Origin of the sequence: Carbonicoccus niuqiaonis (assembly GCF_050157065.1) — a bacterium.
In the GTDB taxonomy this organism is placed as follows: Bacteria; Actinomycetota; Actinomycetes; order Propionibacteriales; family Propionibacteriaceae; genus Avipropionibacterium.
In genome coordinates, this window is the sequence record NZ_CP189573.1 from 479694 (window position 1) to 496674 (window position 16981).

Below are 16981 nucleotides of genomic sequence, written 5' to 3' on the forward strand. Positions count from 1 at the left end.
CCGTGTGGTTCGAGCCTATGGGACGCGCTCCCGTCACCGGCGCCAGGCCCGAGCGCCCCGTAGAGTGCCGTCCGTGGTGTGTTCGATCGAGGTGATGTCCGCTCCCACGCTCAACTACGCCATGAGCCACAACGAGCTGCCGTTCCTGGACCGGGTCGTGATCATCAACCGATCGGCCGAGGCACTCGAAGAGGTGGTGCTCACCGTCGAGGTGCGCGACGACCACGGCCAGTTGGTGAGCCGCCCGTACAACCGGAACCTGGACCTGCCGCCGAGTCTCCCGGTCACCCTCGACAGCCCCGACATCCGGCTCGACCCGCGTCAGCTGTCGACCCTGGAGGAGGAGACCGGCGCCGAGATCATCGTCCGGGTCGTCGCCGGGGTCGCCGGGCCGAGCGGCCCCGCCGGGCAGCAGCTCGGCATCAGCCACTCCCCGCTCGACCTGCTCGCGGCCCGGCAGTGGCAGTTCGATCCGCGGGCACCGCTGCTGTCGCTGGAACTGCTGGCCGCCTTCGTCCAGCCGAACCACCCGGCGATCGGGGCGTTGCTCAGCGCCACCGCCGAACGGCTCGCCGACCCGCGATGGGTGAACCGGCGACCCCGCGACGAACGGTCGGCCGAGTCGCGGACCGGCGGGGGATCACTGGACACCACCGAGGTCAGTCCACAGCGGATCGACGAGATCGTCGAGGCACTGGTCGAGGTGACCTTCGAGCACGGGATCCACTACGCGGCCCCGCCGGCGAGTTGGGGGTACGGGCAGAAGGTGCGCACCCCGGGTGACGTGCTGGACGGCAAGCTCGGCACCTGCCTCGACACCACGATGCTGTTGGCCGCCGCGTTGGAGCAGCTCGGCATCGGTCCGGTGCTCTGGATCGCCACCGGGCATGCGTTCCTGGGCTACTGGCGTCGCGCCGGCCACCACCTGCCCGATGCGGCCAGCCTGCAGGTCGCCCCTGCTGTCAACGCTGTTGATCTTGGTCTGGTCGGCGTGGTCGAGACCACCTTCGTGACGGCTGAACGTACCCCTGACCGCGATGTCGCCCGGCGGGCCCGCCAGGCGCCGATCGACACCTGGCTGCGGGGCCGGTCCTCGGACCTGGTCGGGGTGGTCGACGTCGCCGAGGCCCGCTTGATGAAGGTGCTGCCGGTGCCGGCGCGCCAGGTGCGCCCCGACGGCGTGGTCGAGGTCGTCGAGTACCGGCCGGCCGAGCCTGCGCCGGCCGCCGCCCCGCTTCCGGCGGCGACGTCCCCGGCCGAGCCCGGCGCGACACCCCGGCCGGTCACCCCCGTCCCACCCCGGGTGCAGCAGTGGAAGAACTCGTTGCTCGACCTGACACTGCGCAACAAGCTGCTCAACATGGGGTCGACGTCGTCGCAGCTGCCGCTGGTGCTGCCACCCGAGCACCTGGGTGTGCTGGCCGACCACCTGCAGAGTGAACGGTCCGTGGTGATCCGGGCGCTGGACGACCTGACCGGTCAGGTCGCGACCAAGGACGCGACCGATGCGTGGTCGCTGCCCGGCGACGTGCTGCGGACCATGCTGACCCAGCGGGCCACCATCTACTCCGGCGCCCCGGAGCCGTTCCACCGCCGGACCGTCGACGCACTGCGCTACCGCGCCCGGACCATCACCCAGGAGACCGGCGCGAACCCGCTGATGGTGACGCTGGGCCGACTCGAGTGGCAGCTGGCCGACCGTGACCTGGTGGCGCCGCTGCTGCTCTGCCCGGTCGAGGTGCGCGGCACCGTGATGCCGTTCCGGATCGCGTACGACACCAGTGGCCAGATCACGCTCAACCTGTCGCTGATGGAGAAGCTGCGTCACGAGTTCGGCCTGGTGATCCCCGGGCTCGACCCGTTGCCGGCAGGTGCCGACGGTGGGGTCGACGTCGACGCGGTGGTCCGGATCGTGCGGGAGGCGCTCGTCGCCGGTGACCTGCCGTTCCGGGTGGCCAGCGAGGCCCGGCTGGCGGCGGTGCAGTTCACCGGGTACCTGTTGTGGCGCGACCTTGATCAACACTGGGAGCAGTTCTGTGAGGTGCCGCTGGTCAAGCACCTGGTGTACACCCCGACTCTGCCGTGGCGCGGCGACGACCCCGAACCGGCACCGGACACCGAGGCGGACGTGCCGGACCTGTCGGACGACCCGGACGGCTTGACCGGGGCGGACGGGATGAACGCGGTGGACGCCAGTGCCGCCGGGCCCGGCCTGGCCGACCTCGACGACGTGGTGGCCGCCTGCCCGATCCCGGCGGACGGATCGCAGGCGGTCGCGGTCGCCAGTGCCCGCGCCGGTCGCAACTTCGTGCTGGAGGGGCCACCGGGGACGGGGAAGTCGCAGACGATCACCAACATCGTGGCCGATCAACTCGCCCAGGGCCGCTCGGTGCTGTTCGTCGCGGAGAAGGGGGCCGCCCTCGACGTCGTACGGCAGCGGCTCGGCGATGCGGGGCTGCTGCCGTTCACCTTGGACCTGCACGACCGGAACGCCCGCCCCACCCAGGTGCGCGCCAAGCTGGCCGCGGCGCTGCGGCAGACGCCTGAGGTCGACACCGACGGCTACCGCGTCGACGCCGCCGCGGTCACCACCACGGCTCGCACGCTGTCGCGCTACGCCGAGCAGCTGCACGCCCCGAACGTTGCCGGGCTGTCGCTCTACCAGGCGCGGAACCGGCTGCTGGCCCAGGGCGAGGGGACGGCGTTGACGATCTCTTCCGCCGAACTGGCGGCGCTGAGCCCGGCGGCCTCCGACGCCGTCCGCCGGGCCGTCACCGAGTCCATCCCGTTGCTCGCCGAGCTGGGCGATGCCGACGACCAGCCTTGGTCGTTCGTCCGTACGCTGCCTGACCTCAGCGCTCTCCCCGCGCTGCTGGAGCGGGCGGACCGGACCGTGGCCCGGGTCCGTGCCGATGTCGCCGGGCCGGCGGCCGACGTGGTGCGACGGGCCCGGACGGTCGCCGAGATCGCAACCCTGCAACGGCTTCTGGGGTCCGGGGCCAGTCCCGACCAGCTCGACCGGACCCGTGCCGCGACCTGGCAACAGGCTCGCCAGGAGCTGCAGGGACGCACCGATCGGCTGGTGGCAACAGCGGCACCGATGCTGCAGCAGTTCACCCCGGAGGTGTTCCATGTTGATCTTGCTCCGGTGCGGCAGGAGCTCCGGATCGCGGCCTCGTCGTTCTTCATCGGCCGCAAGGGGCGCATCCTGCGGGCGGCCGCCCCGGTTCTTGATCACCTCCGACCAGGAGTCGACCTCAGGCCCCGCGACCTGCCTGACCTGGTGGAGCAGCTGGCCGCGATCGCGGGGGACCACCGCGCCCTGGTGGCCGCGTGGCGGGCGATGCCGGCGCTGTCCCACCTGCCCGACGACCTGCTGCTGGTCGACGAGAGCAACCGCCGCCGACTGGCCGACACGTTGGCCGGGATCGAGGCCGACCAGGCCGCGGTCCAGCAACTGCCCGCCGAGCTGGTCGCCGACGCCCGCCGCTGTCGTCGCGACGGGCACCTGCTCGGGGCAACCGGCGCCGAGGCCGTCGCCGCGGCCGGGCAGGCCCTCGGTCGGGTGTTCGCCGCCACCGGGAGTGGCCCCGACGACCAACGCCGCCTCGCCACCGCCGCCGCGTTGGTGGAGTCGGGGTCGGCGCCGGGCGAGGCGGAGTCGGACGCCGCCCAGGGGCTGGTGGAAGCCTGGGCGGCCACGGCCGCGGGACGGGAGACCGACCGCGCCAGCTGGACGCTGTTGCGTCGTTGGGTCGCGGTGCGCGACGGTCTCGCCCCACTCGACGACACCCTGCCGACCGCCCGGGACCAACTGCTCGCCAAGACGGTGTCGGCGCAGGAAGCGGCAGCCGGCCTGGAACGCGGCATCGCCCGGGCGACCGTCGACGAACGGTGGGAGGCCGGTGGGTTCACCACGTTCGACCCGGAGTCCCACGACCGGACGGCGTCCCGGTTCGTCGCCTCGGCCGACCGACTGCGACAGGACCTGCGCACCGTGCTGCCGGCCGCGGTGGTGGAGCGTCGCCCCTTCGGCAACGGTGGCGCGATGGCGCGCGCCGGGGTCGGCCGGGTCGGGGCGTTGGAACGTGAGGTCGGCCGCAGTCGCGGTGGGTTGTCGGTGCGTCGACTGATCGAGAAGTTCGGCAAGGTGATCGGTGAGGTCACCCCGTGCGTACTCGTCAGCCCCGACTCGTTGGCCCGGTTCATCGCGCCGGGGGCGATGACCTTCGATCTGGTCGTGTTCGACGAGGCATCCCAGATCCGTGTCCCGGATGCGATCGGGGCGATCGGCCGGGCTCGTGCGGTGGTGGTGGCCGGTGACTCCAAGCAGATGCCTCCCACCTCGATGTTCACCGAGTCGGAGACCGACGTCGAGGTCGACCCCGACGACGACTACGCCGTGGTCACCGACGAGGAGAGCATCCTGTCCGAGGCGGTGCAGGCACGCGTCCCCCGGCTGTGGTTGTCGTGGCACTACCGCAGTCGCGACGAGTCGTTGATCAGCTTCAGCAACCGCGAGTACTACGACGGCCGGTTGGCCTCCTTCCCCGCCGTGCCGGGCGCGTCGGACGATCTCGGTCTCAGCTTCACGCGGGTGCCGGGACGCTTCATCCGGTCGGTCCGCAAGGGCGAGGACGAACTGTCGGAGGATGATCAACAGCTGCTGGCCGAGTTGCCGCCGGCGGCCCGCCGGGCGGCGCAGGACCGTTCCCTGCTGCGGACCAACCCGGTCGAGGCGGTCGCCGTCGTGCAGGAGGTGCTGCGCCGCTGGGAACGTCGCGAACGATCGATCGGCGTCGTCACGTTCAACGTCCAGCAGCGCGGGCTGATCGAGCGGATGTTGTGGGAGTCGGAGGTGCCGGGGGTCGCCGAGTCGCTCGCCGAACGCAGTGACGGACTGTTCGTCAAGAACCTGGAGAACGTACAGGGCGACGAGCGGGACGTGATCCTGTTCTCCACCGGGTTCTCCGCCAACCACAAGGGCGTGTTGCCGCTCAACTTCGGGCCACTCAACCGGTCCGGGGGCGAGCGTCGGCTGAACGTCGCGATCACCCGCGCCCGGCGCCGGGTGATGGTGTTCTCGTCCTTCGACCCCGAGGACATGCGGGTCGAGCAGACCTCCTCGGTCGGGCTCAAACACCTCCGCGCCTACCTGGAGGTGGCCCGCGACGGCCACGCGATCGATCCCGATGACGGCACCCCTGCGGTCGCCGCCTCACGGGTCGTGGTGGATCGACACCGGGACGCCATTGCCGCGGCGCTGCGGGCGAACGGGCTGACCGTACGGACCGGGCTCGGGCTCTCGGAGTTCCAGGTCGACCTCGCCGTCGGCGTCGGGGACAGCCCGGTGTTGGCGGTGCTGCTCGACTCACCGGCCTGGCGGGCCCGGTTGACCACCGGTGACCGGGACGCGTTGCCGTACACGGTGTTGCGGTCGTTGATGGGGTGGCCCGGGGTGTCACGGATCTGGCTGCCGGACTGGCTGACCGACCCGGACCGCGTGGTCGCCCGGATCACCGAGGAGGCCAACCGGGCGCACCTGAATCCCCACCAGGTGGGAGAACGCTGGGTCGTCACCAGTGACCGGCTGGTCGGCACCGATGACCCCGAGCCCACACCCGAGGCGCCGGCAGCCGCGACCACCGATGGCGACCCGACCGATGCCGACGATGCCGGACCGGTGGATGAGCCCGGCGGCACGGAAACCCCGACCGATGATGGATCCGCTGCGTCGGAGACGGAAGCCGACGGGGGCCGTGTCGAGTTGCCGGTGGCGCTGGGCGGCGCCGCCGACGAGTCGCAGGGTGTCGACTTCGTCCCCTTCGAGCCACGGCGCCGCGGTGGTCGTGGGTCGTTGGACGCCGCGCTGCGACGCCCGGAGAAGGTCCGTGAGTTGATCATGGACATCGTGGCGACCGAGGGGCCGATCACCCCGGTCCGGCTGGCCCGCCACTTCGTGGGCTGTTACGGCCTGACCCGGCTGACCGCGAGCAGGCAGGCCGAGGTGGCGGCCCGGATCCCCACCGACCTGCGACGCGACCCCGAGGAGGGGTTCGTCTGGCCAGAATCGCGGGATCCCCTGCGCTGGCAGGGATTCCGGCACTGGGACGGACCGACGAAGGAACGGCCGCTCGATGACGTACCGCTGCGCGAGATCGGCAACGCGATGGCCCATCTGGCCCGGTCGTCCATGGGGGTCGAGGAGTCCGAGCTGATCTCCGAGACGTGTCGGGTGTTCGGTGGGAGCCGGGTCACCGAGGGCATCGGTGCCCGGCTGCGGGCCGCCCTCGCGCTGGCGGTCGACCGCAAGCAGGTGGTGGTCCGCGCCGGCATCGTGACCGCCGTGCCGACCTGATCAGGGCGTGGTGTCGATGGTGACCACGAGCTGCTCGCGACGGCCCGTACGGGAGCCTGCCCGGATGGCATACCGTTTCTCCATGACGGGTCACGACTCCTCACGCCGGCGGCTGTTGTCGGCACTGACCACCCTGGCCGGGGTGGCGGCGGTGGGCGGGTGCGCGGCAGGCGCCGGTTCCCCGATCCCGTCGACGACCGGTCCCACGGCCGCCCCACCCCCGTCGCCGACCGGCGTCAACAGCCCCGCAGCGTCCCCGATCGCCACGCCGAGCACCACGCAGCCCGTGTCGGAGGAGCCCCGCTCGGCGACGCAACCCGCCATGTCCAAGCAGCAGGCCACCCGTCAGTTGCTCGAAGCGGCCCGGGATGCCGACCTCGCCGCCGCCATGGCTGCGATCCGGTCGGGCGCCGACCTGGAGGCCCGCGACGACAACGGGCGGACCGCACTGGTCATCGCCACCAAGGCGAACGAGGTGGCGTTGGCCAAGGCCCTGCTGGCCGCCGGTGCCGACCCGAACGCGAAGGACGACATCTCCGACTCCGCCTTCCTGTACGCGGGGGCGGAGGGCTACAACGCCATCCTGCGTGCCACCCTCGAGCACGGGGCGGACGTCAGGAGCACGAACCGGTTCGACGGGACGGCGTTGATCCCCGCCTGCGAGCACGGCTACGTGGAGACGGTACGCATCCTGATCGCGGCGGGCGTCCCGCTGGACCACGTCAACAACCTCGGCTGGACGGCGATGCTCGAGGCCATCGTGCTCGGTACCGGTTCGCCCGACCACGTCGAGGTGGTCCGACTGCTGATCGAGGCCGGGGCCGACGTCACCATCCCCGATCGCAACGGCCGGACACCACGCGAGCTGGCCGAGGCCCGCGGCTACCACGACATCGTGGCCCTGATCGACGCCGCCTGATCTCGCGGGGGACAACCCACTGGGTCGACCGGCCTCGCCCGGGGCGGGTCCGGCCCGGTTCAGCCCAGCGGGGACGCGGCGCCGCGGGTGACCATCCCCAACTCCTCACCGATGGCCGCCGCCGTGGCCACCAGCGCCTGGCCGATCGTGTCGGCGCGATCCGACGACAGCCGGGTGGTGGGCGCGATCACGGTGATCGCGACGATGGAGCGGCCCGCCCGATCCAGCACCGGCGCGGCCACCGCTGAGGTGTGGGCGTCGTCCTCGCCCTGTTCCAGGGCCCAGCCTCGCCGTTCGACCTCGCGCAGTTCGGTGGTGAACACGTCGAAGTCGGTGATCGTCGCCGGCGTGGCCGGCTTCATCTCCAACGGGGTGTGCATCCGCTGCCACTGTGCCGGGACGTACGCCAGCAGTGCCTTGCCGCCGGCGGTGGAGTGCACCGCCGACCGGTGGCCCACCGGTAGCCCGACCCGCAGCCGCTGCGGGCTCTCGGCGGTGGCGATGCACCGCGTCTCCAGACCGTTCAGCTCCACCATCGCGGTCGTCTCACCGAACCGGTCGCGCAGTGCGTGCAGGTGCGGCAGCGCCAACGTCTGGAACACCCGCCACATGTGCCGCCCGCGGTTGAGCCGCCACACCGCCGGCCCCAGCTGGTAGCTGTCCTCGTCGTTCTGCACCACGAAACCGGCATCGCGCAGCGTCTGCAGGTACTTGTAGGTCGTGCTCTTCGGGATGCCCAGGGCCGTGCTCACCTCGGCCAACCCGATCGGGTCGTCGGACTCGCCGATGTGGCTCAGCACCGCGAGGGCGCGCTTCACCGGCCCCACCGAGTAGTCGCCCGAGCCGCTGCCCTGACGTGCGTCACTGCTCACGCAGGGAAGTGTAGGCAAGCGGTCCTCGCCATGCGCGGGGCATGGGCGGCCCCGTGCCGTACCGGGACACGACCAGCACTCGGGTCTCTCCGGGGGAACGGAGCAGGCCGCGACGTCCACCGGCTGGGCGTGCCCGGTCGCCGGTTGGGATCCGACTCCGCTGTTTGTGAGGATCGGCGGGAGTGCCCGGCAGACCACGGGCCGAAAGGGACATGATCATGAGCAAGCACCGGCTGGCCATCCTGGGCTGCGGCGGTATGGAGAAGGCACATCAGGCGGTCTTCGGCGACCTGGCGGACCGGGTCGACGTGATCGCCTGCGTCGACCCCGTCATCGAACGGGCCGAGGCTGCGGCGGCCGCGCTGGGGGCGCCGAAGGTGGCCGCCGACTTCCGGGAGGTGCTCGACGACGTCGACAGCGTGCTCGCCGTGCTGCCGCATCACCTGCACCACCCGATCGGCATGGAATGCCTGCGGGCGGGCAAGAACGTGCTGATGGAGAAGCCGCTGGCACTGACCGAGCAGGAGTGCCGCGAACTGCAGGCCGAGGCCGACGCCCAAGGCGTCATGCTGATGACGGCCTACCCGATGCGCTACCACCCGCTGGTGCTCAAGCTCAAGGAACTGATCGACACCCGCGCGTACGGGCCGATGTTCCACATGTCGATCTGGACCGAGCAGTACACCCGCTACGAGCCCGGCCACTGGGGACTGGCGAAGGAGACCCTCGGCGGTGGCCAGTTCGTCAGCCACGGCTGCCACTACGTCGACCTGCTGCTCTGGTACTGCGGCCCGCCGACCTCGGGGGTCCACGTCGGCAGCCACCTCGGCACCCCGTGGATGGAGGGCGAGGGCACCAGTGACGTGGTGATCAGCTTCGAGAACGGGATCGTCGGCTACCACGGCGGTACGTGGGGTGCGAAGGGGTCGCGGTTGAAGTACGCGATCCACGCCCAGTGCGCCGAAGGCCTGCTGGAGTTGAACTTCCGGGCCGGCACGCTGACCCACATCCACGGCACCGAGGAGACGCTGCTCGCCGAGCACCCGATCACCAAGAACGTGTTGGGTGAGGTGACCGAGTTCTTCGACGCGATCGACCAGGGACGGCCGCCGGCCACCGACCCCGAGCAGTCCATCCAGGGTCTGCAGGTGATCTGGAAGCTGTACGAGGCGGAGGAGTCCCGTACCGTCGCCGACCTCTCCGGCATCGTCGACCACCCGGCGTTCGTCGGTCCGGCACTGCAGCACGAGCCGTACGACTGGCCGCCGATGGTGCGCAACGACACCGACGTCCCGGCCAAGGCGGAGTGATCCTGCCCAGATTCTCCTGATGTCGGGGCTCACGTTTTCGGTCGCCGCGGCGACTGCAGGGTACGGGGCCAGGAAGGCTTCCGAACCCGACGAAGGAGAATCGTGACTGTAGCCCTGATCACCGGAGGAAACCGCGGCCTGGGCCGCGCGGTCGCCGAGGAGCTCGCCGAGCGTGGCATGACGGTCGTCGTCGGCGCCCGCGACGCGAGCGCCGGCGCCGAGGCCGCGCGACAACTGGGGAAGGAGGCAACCTCGGTCCAGTTGGACGTGACTGATCCGGCCTCGGCGTTCTACGGCATGGTCGTGCCCGCCTACCAGAGCTCGAAGGCGGCCCTCAACAACATCACGATCGCCCTGGCCAAGGCGCTGGTCGACACTCCGATCAAGGTGACCTCGGTCTGCCCCGGCTTCGTGCAGACCGACCTGACCCCGATCAACCGGGACCAGGCACCACTGACGGCGGCCCAGGCCGCCACCGTCGTGGCCACCGCGGCCGTCCTGCCTGACGACGCACCCTCGGGCACCTTCATCGACCGCAACCGTGCCGTTGCCTGGTGACACCACGGCGGGAATGTCCGGCGGTGCCGGATGGTTGAATCGTCAAGCAGCCTGCTTTCGTGAAGGGAGCCACCATGGCCAACGACGAGACGACCCCGGCACCTCGGACCCCGGTCGAGTTGGGGCTCGACACCTTCGGTGACATGACCGTCGACCCCGATGGCGAGCCGAAGTCGTACGGCCAGGTGTTGCGTGACGTGGTCGACCAGGCCGTCCTCGCCGACCGGGTGGGCATCGACTTCATCGGCCTCGGCGAGCACCACCGCAGCGACTTCGCCATCTCCGCCCCCGACATCGTGCTGGCCGGGATCGCAGGTCGTACGGAACGGATCAAGCTGGGCACCGCGGTGACGGTGTTGTCGAGTGACGACCCGATCCGGGTGTTCGAACGGTTCAGCACCCTGGACGCGATCTCGAACGGGCGGGCCGAGGTGATCATCGGGCGTGGCTCGTTCACCGAGTCGTTCCCGCTGTTCGGTCACGACCTGGCCGACTACGAGGTGCTGTTCAACGAGAAGTTGTCGATCTTCGCCCAGGCCCGCCGCGGTGACCCGGTCACCTGGAGTGGCACCCACCGGACTCCGCTGACCGAGCAGGTGCTGTACCCGGCGGTGGAGAAGCCCGGTGGCCTCACCGCGTGGATCGGCGTCGGCGGTTCGCCGGAGTCGGTGATCAGGTCGGTGCAGTCGCAGATCCCGATGATGTTGGCGATCATCGGCGGCGACCCGGCCCGGTTCACGCCCTTCGTCCAGTTGTACCGCCGTGCGCAGCAGGAGTTGCACGTCGATCCGATGCCGCTCGGCGCGCACTCGCCCGGGCACGTCGCCGACACCGATGACGAGGCGGCTGATCAGTTGTGGCCCCACTTCAAGCACAACCGGGACACGATCGGCCGCGATCGGGGTTGGCCCGAGGTGACCCGCGACGAGTACGACGCCGAGGTCGCCGGCGGTTCGTTGTACGTCGGTTCCCCCGAGACGGTGGCGCGCCGCATCGCCCGGACCGTCGGCCTGCTTGGCCTCGACCGGTTCGACCTGAAGTACGCCAACGGTCCGATGCCGCACGAGCAACTGCTGCACAGCATCGAGCTGTACGGCACCGCGGTGATCCCGCGGGTGCGCGAGCTGCTCGCCGGGACCGCCTGACGACCGCTCCGCGCCGGCACCCGAGGGATTGCGTCCCTCGACGCCGGATTCGTTCCCGATTTTCTTGGTGGGGTACGAATCCGTGGCCGTTGCCCCGGGAGGAACCGACGTCGGACCTGCCATCCCGGTGAGTGGACATCGGGGCCCCTTCGCCCCCATCGGAGACCGGCTTCCGACAGGGTCGTTCCATGATGTGGAGCTACCTGATCCATCTCGGCGTGAACATGTGGTCCGACCGGGAGGAACCGTTGCCCGGCGAGCCGTCGCTGCCGGGTGTCACCTTCCGAACGACCCGGCTGGCCACCCACAAGGCGGTGTGGGACGAGGTCACCCACGAGCTCGCCAAGGCCGGCTTCACCCACCTCGTGATCGACCTCGGGGAGGCGATTCGCTACGAGTCGCATCCCGAGCTGGCGGTCGACGGTGCGTGGAGCACCGACCAACTGCGGACCGAGCTGGCGCGACTGCGTGAGCTGGGGCTGACCCCGATCCCGAAGCTCAACTTCTCGGCCTCGCACGACACCTGGCTCGGCCCGTACGGCCGGCAGCTGTCGACCCCGGTGTACTACGAGGTCGTCGCCGACCTGATCGCCGAGGTGGCCGAGCTGTTCGACTCGCCGGAGTACTTCCATCTCGGGATGGACGAGGAGACCGACGGTCACCAGCAGCGGTACCAGTACGCGGTGATCCGTCGCCGGGAGCTGTGGTGGCACGACCTGGAGTTCATGCTCGACTGCACCCGCAAGGCGGGGGCGCGGCCGTGGGTCTGGTCCGACGCGGCCTGGCACCACCCCGAGGACTACTACACGAAGATGCCCAAGGACGTCCTGCAGAGCAACTGGTACTACGGCCTGTGGTTCGGTGGGAACGAGCTCGACCGGCCGCGGGTGCTCAACCGCGAATACCACCTGGCCTACCTCGACCTGGAGGACCACGGGTACGACCAGGTCCCGACCGGCAGCAGCTGGCACAACGCCTGGGACAACCTCGACCTGACCGTCGACTACTGCCAGGAACGCGTCGCACCGGAACGGCTCCTGGGCTTCATGCAGGCACCCTGGGTGATGACCACCGCCAACGACCTCGACACCCACCTGCGCACGATCGAGATGGGTGCGAGGACGATCGCGCGCATCAACGGCGACACCACCAGCGCGTGAGGGGTGCTGACCGATGACCGACACCGGAGGCCTCTGGGCCGGCGCCAGTGAGGCCGACACGACCCCGTCGCTGGGGACCGACCTCGGCGGCTACTTCGAGTCGCGCTTCGCCGACAAGATCGAACGACCCTTGGCTGCCAAGGCGTTGGCGTTCCGATCGGGTGACAGCACCGTGGTGCTGGTGTCGGTCGACATCTTGATGATGCGGGCGGTCGACATCGTCGACCGCGCCAAGGAGTTGATCACCGAACGGACCGGGGTCCCGGCCGACCACGTGATGGTGTCGGCGACCCACACCCACTTCGGGCCGGCGACCGTGCACCGCGGTGGTGGCCCGACGGTGGATCCGGCGTACCTGGTCCGGGTGGCCGAGGCGATCGCCATCGCCGCCGGCGCCGCGGTGGCCAACCTCCGGCCGGCCCGGATCGGCTTCGGCCAGGCACCGGTCAACGGCGTCTGCTTCAACCGTCGCTTCCGGCGGACCGACGGCATGGTCGAGTTCAATCCGGGGACAGGACGCGACGACATCGTCGAACCGGCCGGGCCGATCGACCCGACGGTCACCGGGCTGATCGTGGAGGACCGTGACGGCACGCCGATCGCGTTCTGGGCCAACCTGTCGCTGCACTACGTCAACGCGGACCGGGACACCTCGATCAGCAACGACTACTTCGGTGCCTTCGGCGACCGGATCGCGCAACTGCTGGGCCGTCCCGTACGGGCCCAGCTCACCAACGGGTGCTCCGGTGACATCAACAACGTGGACCTGTCCCGGGCGGTGCCGGAGCAGAACGTGGCCCGTGCCGAACTGGTCGCGACCGCGGTGGCGGGTGCCGCCGCAGCGGGGTCGATGATGGCCCGCCGCCACACCGACGTGCCGGTGTCGTCGAAGTTGATCATGGTGGAGCTGGAGCGTGCCCTGGTGACCGCGGAGGACCTGCAGATCGCCGCGGACGCACTGGCCGACCGGCGCGACGACGTGCCCTTCTCGTACGTGAAGGGGATGCCGATCCCGCCGAAGCAGGTCAAGCACTACGCCGCGCGACTGCAGGAGATGGCCGAGCTGCCAGAAAGTGCCGCGGTGCCGGTGATGATCATGACCATCGGCGACCTGTGCATCGTCGGGCTGCCCGGCGAGATCTTTGTCGAGCACGGGCTGGCGATCCGCGACGGTTCGCGCCATCCGATCACCGCGGTGGTCGGACTGGCCAACGACCACATCGGGTACGTCCCGACCGAGCGTGCCTGCGCTGAGGGTGCCTACGAGACGTGGCGGGGCCCGGTGTCGTGGACCGCGCCGGGCTCGGGGGAGCGCCTGGTCGCCGCGGCACTGGCCGAGATGGGGCGCTGAACCGCTCGGATCACTTGCCCCGTTCGGTTTCGGCTCGTTCGGTTTCGTCCCGTTCGGTCTCGGCCAGGTGCTCGCGCAGCCAGTCGAGTGAGTGCCGGTGCGACGCGATGCCGTAGTCGAGCACCGCGCGTTGGTGGAACGCGAGGGCGCGCCACTCGTCCGGCACGGGCAGGGCGGCGATCTCGTCGCGGCGTGACTCGAGCTCGGCCAGGCTGTCGGCGGTGCGCGCGATGATCGTGTGCAGGACGACCAGCCGTTCGGCCGGTGCGACGTGGCCGAGGAAGAACAGCCGCGACAGCACCGCGGTCTCCAGGTCGGAACCGGTCAGGTCCCCGGTCAGCCAGGCATGGAAGTGTTGCCGCCCGGTGTCGGTGATCTCGTACACCTTGCGGCCGCGGGCCTGCCGTTCGGTGTCCGCCACCGCGATGTGGCCGGCGGCGAGCAACCCGTCCAGGGCGCGCTTGATGCTGCCCGAACTGGCGCTGTAGAACAGCGAGACCCCGGCCTCGAATCCCTTGATCAGGTCGTACAGGCTCATCGGGCGGATCAGCAACAGGCCCAGGACCACGAACGACATGGCTGCATCCTAGGGCATTGTGCCCCATGGACATGTCTGCTAGACATGTCTACAGGAGATGTCAGCGCAACTCGGGAGGTCATCATGTCGTTCCACCGCGATCTCGATCGGCGGCTGCGGGGCCTGCGCGCCCACCTGGACCGGGTGTCGCGGCGGCGTGGGGCGCTACCGGCGCCGCAGGTGCTGGTGCGCGCGCCGGGAGTGGAGTTCAGCTACGGGGATCGGGCGAAGCCGTTCCACAGCGCCAGCGTGGGCAAGGTGATGACGACCACGCTCATCGGCCGCCTGGTCGAACAGGGGCGACTGGCCCTCGACACCCCGATCGGCACCGTGCTGCCGGGGTCGGAGGTCGCCGGGCTCCCGGCGGCCCCCGGGGTGGACGTCGGCGCCGACGTGACGATCGAGCGCCTGCTGACCCACACCAGCGGGCTGCCGGACTTCTTCGAACCGCCACGGGGCAGTGGCTCCGCCGCCTCGATCACCGGCGCGGTCTCCGACCCCGACCGGAGGTGGACCCCCTCGGCGCTGCTCGACGAGGCGCGTGCGATGCCGGCCGTCGGCCGACCGGGGGAACGCTTCCACTACTGCGACACGGGATTCGTCGTGCTGGGACGGGTGGTCGAGGAGGTCACCGGCGACCCGTTCAACACGGTGCTGCGGCAGCAGGTGCTCGAGCCGGCGGGCATGGCGCGGAGCTCGACGCCGTACGGTGACGCCGTCGCTCCGGGAGAACTGGCCGGGCTCGAGGTCGCACCGTTCTGGATCGGACGGCGCGAGCTGAGCCGTGCCCTGTGCGTCAGCCTCGACTGGGCCGGCGGCGGCATCGTCGGTCCGCCGGAGGACTTCGTCGCCTTCCAACAGGCGTTGCACTCGGGGCAGTTGATCTCGCCGACACTGTTGGCCCACCTCGCGCGGCCGCGGCGCCGACGACGGCCCGGCCTGCACTACGGTGCCGGACTGGTGACCATCCGATTCCACGAGTTCTTCCCGGTCGGCCTGGCCAACCTGCCGCAGCCCGTCGGTGGGGTCGGGGCCTTCGCGACCCACATGTTCCACTACCCGCAGCAGCAGGCGCACGTGGTGATCAACTTCCACGGGACGCAGCAGATGCAGGCCAGTTTCCAGACGCACTGCCGGATCGCGATGGTGCTTCGTGGGCTGACCATCGACGCGCCGATCGGTGATCAGCTGTTCACCCCGGTGCCCTCGCCGCAGTGAGGGGGCTGCCGCCCGCGGGCCCCTAGGCTGGGTACGTGCCCAACGACTCCCGTACGATTCTGGCGCGGCTCGACCGCCGGTTGGGGGCGCCGGTCGCCGCCCGGGCCGCGGACTTCCTCGCCGACCCGGCCGCCGAACCCGTACCGCCTCGGGCCTCGGCCAGTGTGCTGCTGCTCCGTGACACCGCAGGCGGCCTGGAGGTGTTCGTCCTGCATCGGCACCCCGCCATGCCGTTCGCGGCGGGCACGCTCGCCTTCCCGGGCGGTGGCCGCGAACCGGGCGATCCCACCATTGAGGCGTGCGCGGTGCGGGAGGTGGCCGAGGAGACCGGAGTTGATCTTGACGAGCCCACGTTGGCACCGTGGGCGCACTGGATCACGCCGGCGTGGGAGTCGCGCCGCTACGACACCCACTTCTTCCTTGCCGCACTGCCCGCTGGTGCGACGGCCGGGAACGCCTCGGGTGAGGCCGAGTGGGCCGACTGGGTGCGGCCCGGGGACGCGCTGGTCGAACTCGCCGCCGGTCGCTGGTCCGCGCTTCCCCCGGCCACGTCCATGATCACCGAGCTGGTGGAGCTGCGAGACGTCGACCACGCCCGCGACATCGCGGCCGACCGAACGGTCGGGACCGTCCTGCCCACGGCCGTCCACGACAGAGACGAGGGTTGGTGCTGGGTGTACCCGGCCGCCGGTTCGGCCGGAGGTCGACCATGATCAACAGTGTCCGATCGGTGCTGGCGCCCAATCCCGGACCGATGACGCTCACCGGCACCAACACCTGGCTGGTCGACACCGGCAACGGAGTCACCGTGATCGATCCCGGGCCGGACGACGACCGGCACCTGACGGCGATCCTGGCTGCCGCGCCGGCGGTCACCACCATCGTGGTCACCCATCGCCACCACGACCACACCGACCTGGCCCCACGACTGGCGGCCTCGACCGGGGCGACGGTCCGGGCCGCCGACCCGGTCCACTGTCACCGCGGCGGTGCCCCACTACGGGACGGTGACGAACCGGCCCCCGGGTTGCGGGTGCTCAGCACACCGGGGCACACCGACGACTCGATCTGCCTGCACCACCCGGCATCCGCCTCGCTCTTCACCGGCGACACCGTGCTGGGCACCGGGAGTTCGGTGATCGCGTACGGCGAGGGGAACGTCGGCGACTCACTGGCCAGCCTCCACCGGTTGGCCGTCTTCGCCGCGGACCACGACATCAGCGTGCTCCGGCCCGGGCACGGTCCGGAGGTGGGGGACCCGGTGGTACGGCTGCGGCACGACCTCGCCCACCGTCGGGAACGGCTCGCCCAGGTGCAGCAGGCACTCGACGGCGGTGCCTCCGGGGTGGTGGCGGTGACCGACCTGGTGCACGGTGGGCTCGACGCCCGACTGCTGGGCCCGGCGCGGTCGAGCATCGCCGCCCATCTGGCCCGACTGGGGGCGTTGGACCCCGACGACCCGTGGATCACCGGCACCCCCTGATCGACCCCCGGCGCATCACCGTGAACCCGC

At 70.7% G+C, this 16981-nt stretch carries 13 protein-coding genes; 10 read left to right on the forward strand and 3 right to left on the reverse strand.

The genetic code is table 11. The features are described from left to right. The first annotated feature begins 94 nt into the window (after positions 1 to 94). The gene (locus ACQBAU_RS02155) at positions 95 to 6358 is read left to right on the forward strand and encodes a DUF4011 domain-containing protein (RefSeq protein WP_465259440.1); all 6264 of its coding nucleotides are present in this window, start codon (positions 95 to 97) and stop codon (positions 6356 to 6358) included. A gap of 90 nt (positions 6359 to 6448) precedes the next feature. On the opposite strand, the gene ACQBAU_RS02160 is transcribed toward ACQBAU_RS02155, so the two are convergent. Continuing rightward, complete coding sequence (locus ACQBAU_RS02160; protein WP_465255364.1) at positions 6449 to 6682, reverse strand: hypothetical protein; 234 nt, start codon at positions 6680 to 6682, stop codon at positions 6449 to 6451. Between ACQBAU_RS02160 and ACQBAU_RS02165 the strand changes: the two genes are divergently transcribed. Next, positions 6681 to 7277, forward strand: coding sequence for an ankyrin repeat domain-containing protein (locus ACQBAU_RS02165; protein WP_465255363.1), 597 nt, complete (start codon positions 6681 to 6683; stop codon positions 7275 to 7277). The two genes, ACQBAU_RS02160 and ACQBAU_RS02165, sit on opposite strands and share 2 nt — an antisense overlap. A gap of 59 nt (positions 7278 to 7336) precedes the next feature. On the opposite strand, the gene ACQBAU_RS02170 is transcribed toward ACQBAU_RS02165, so the two are convergent. Further along, positions 7337 to 8149 carry an IclR family transcriptional regulator gene (locus ACQBAU_RS02170; RefSeq protein WP_434548618.1) on the reverse strand — a complete coding sequence of 271 codons (813 nt, stop codon included), beginning with the start codon at positions 8147 to 8149 and terminating at the stop codon, positions 7337 to 7339. A 218-nt stretch (positions 8150 to 8367) separates the two neighbouring features. Here ACQBAU_RS02170 and ACQBAU_RS02175 point away from each other — a divergent pair, with 218 nt between their 5' ends. From ACQBAU_RS02175 to ACQBAU_RS02195, 5 genes are all read left to right on the forward strand, one after another. After that, positions 8368 to 9459: a Gfo/Idh/MocA family protein gene (locus tag ACQBAU_RS02175; RefSeq protein ID WP_434548617.1), complete on the forward strand. Its 1092-nt coding sequence runs from the start codon at positions 8368 to 8370 to the stop codon at positions 9457 to 9459. A 102-nt stretch (positions 9460 to 9561) separates the two neighbouring features. Then, on the forward strand, positions 9562 to 10017 hold the full coding sequence (locus ACQBAU_RS02180; RefSeq protein WP_465255362.1) for an SDR family NAD(P)-dependent oxidoreductase: 456 nt from the start codon (positions 9562 to 9564) through the stop codon (positions 10015 to 10017). Positions 10018 to 10091: 74 nt separating this feature from the next. Beyond that, entirely contained in the window at positions 10092 to 11162 is a 1071-nt protein-coding gene (locus tag ACQBAU_RS02185) for an LLM class flavin-dependent oxidoreductase (protein WP_465255361.1), read from the forward strand. Positions 11163 to 11350: 188 nt separating this feature from the next. Continuing rightward, entirely contained in the window at positions 11351 to 12322 is a 972-nt protein-coding gene (locus ACQBAU_RS02190; protein WP_465255360.1) for a hypothetical protein, read from the forward strand. Positions 12323 to 12335: 13 nt separating this feature from the next. Then, positions 12336 to 13673 (forward strand): hypothetical protein, encoded by a 1338-nt coding sequence (locus ACQBAU_RS02195; RefSeq protein WP_465255359.1) that lies wholly within the window; start codon positions 12336 to 12338, stop codon positions 13671 to 13673. Between the two features lie 10 nt (positions 13674 to 13683). Here ACQBAU_RS02195 and ACQBAU_RS02200 read toward each other — a convergent pair whose 3' ends face one another. Further along, entirely contained in the window at positions 13684 to 14250 is a 567-nt protein-coding gene (locus ACQBAU_RS02200; protein WP_465255358.1) for a PadR family transcriptional regulator, read from the reverse strand. Between the two features lie 84 nt (positions 14251 to 14334). On the opposite strand from ACQBAU_RS02200, the gene ACQBAU_RS02205 reads away from it, so the two are divergent. From ACQBAU_RS02205 to ACQBAU_RS02215, 3 genes are read left to right on the forward strand one after another with little or no spacing between them, the layout of a single operon-like run. After that, entirely contained in the window at positions 14335 to 15468 is a 1134-nt protein-coding gene (locus ACQBAU_RS02205; protein ID WP_465255357.1) for a serine hydrolase domain-containing protein, read from the forward strand. A gap of 35 nt (positions 15469 to 15503) precedes the next feature. Further along, positions 15504 to 16181, forward strand: a complete 678-nt coding sequence (locus ACQBAU_RS02210) for an NUDIX hydrolase (RefSeq protein ID WP_465255356.1) — start codon at positions 15504 to 15506, stop codon at positions 16179 to 16181. Beyond that, on the forward strand, positions 16178 to 16951 hold the full coding sequence (locus tag ACQBAU_RS02215) for an MBL fold metallo-hydrolase (protein WP_434548609.1): 774 nt from the start codon (positions 16178 to 16180) through the stop codon (positions 16949 to 16951). The genes ACQBAU_RS02210 and ACQBAU_RS02215 overlap by 4 nt, the downstream gene beginning before the upstream one ends. Positions 16952 to 16981: the final 30 nt, after the last annotated feature.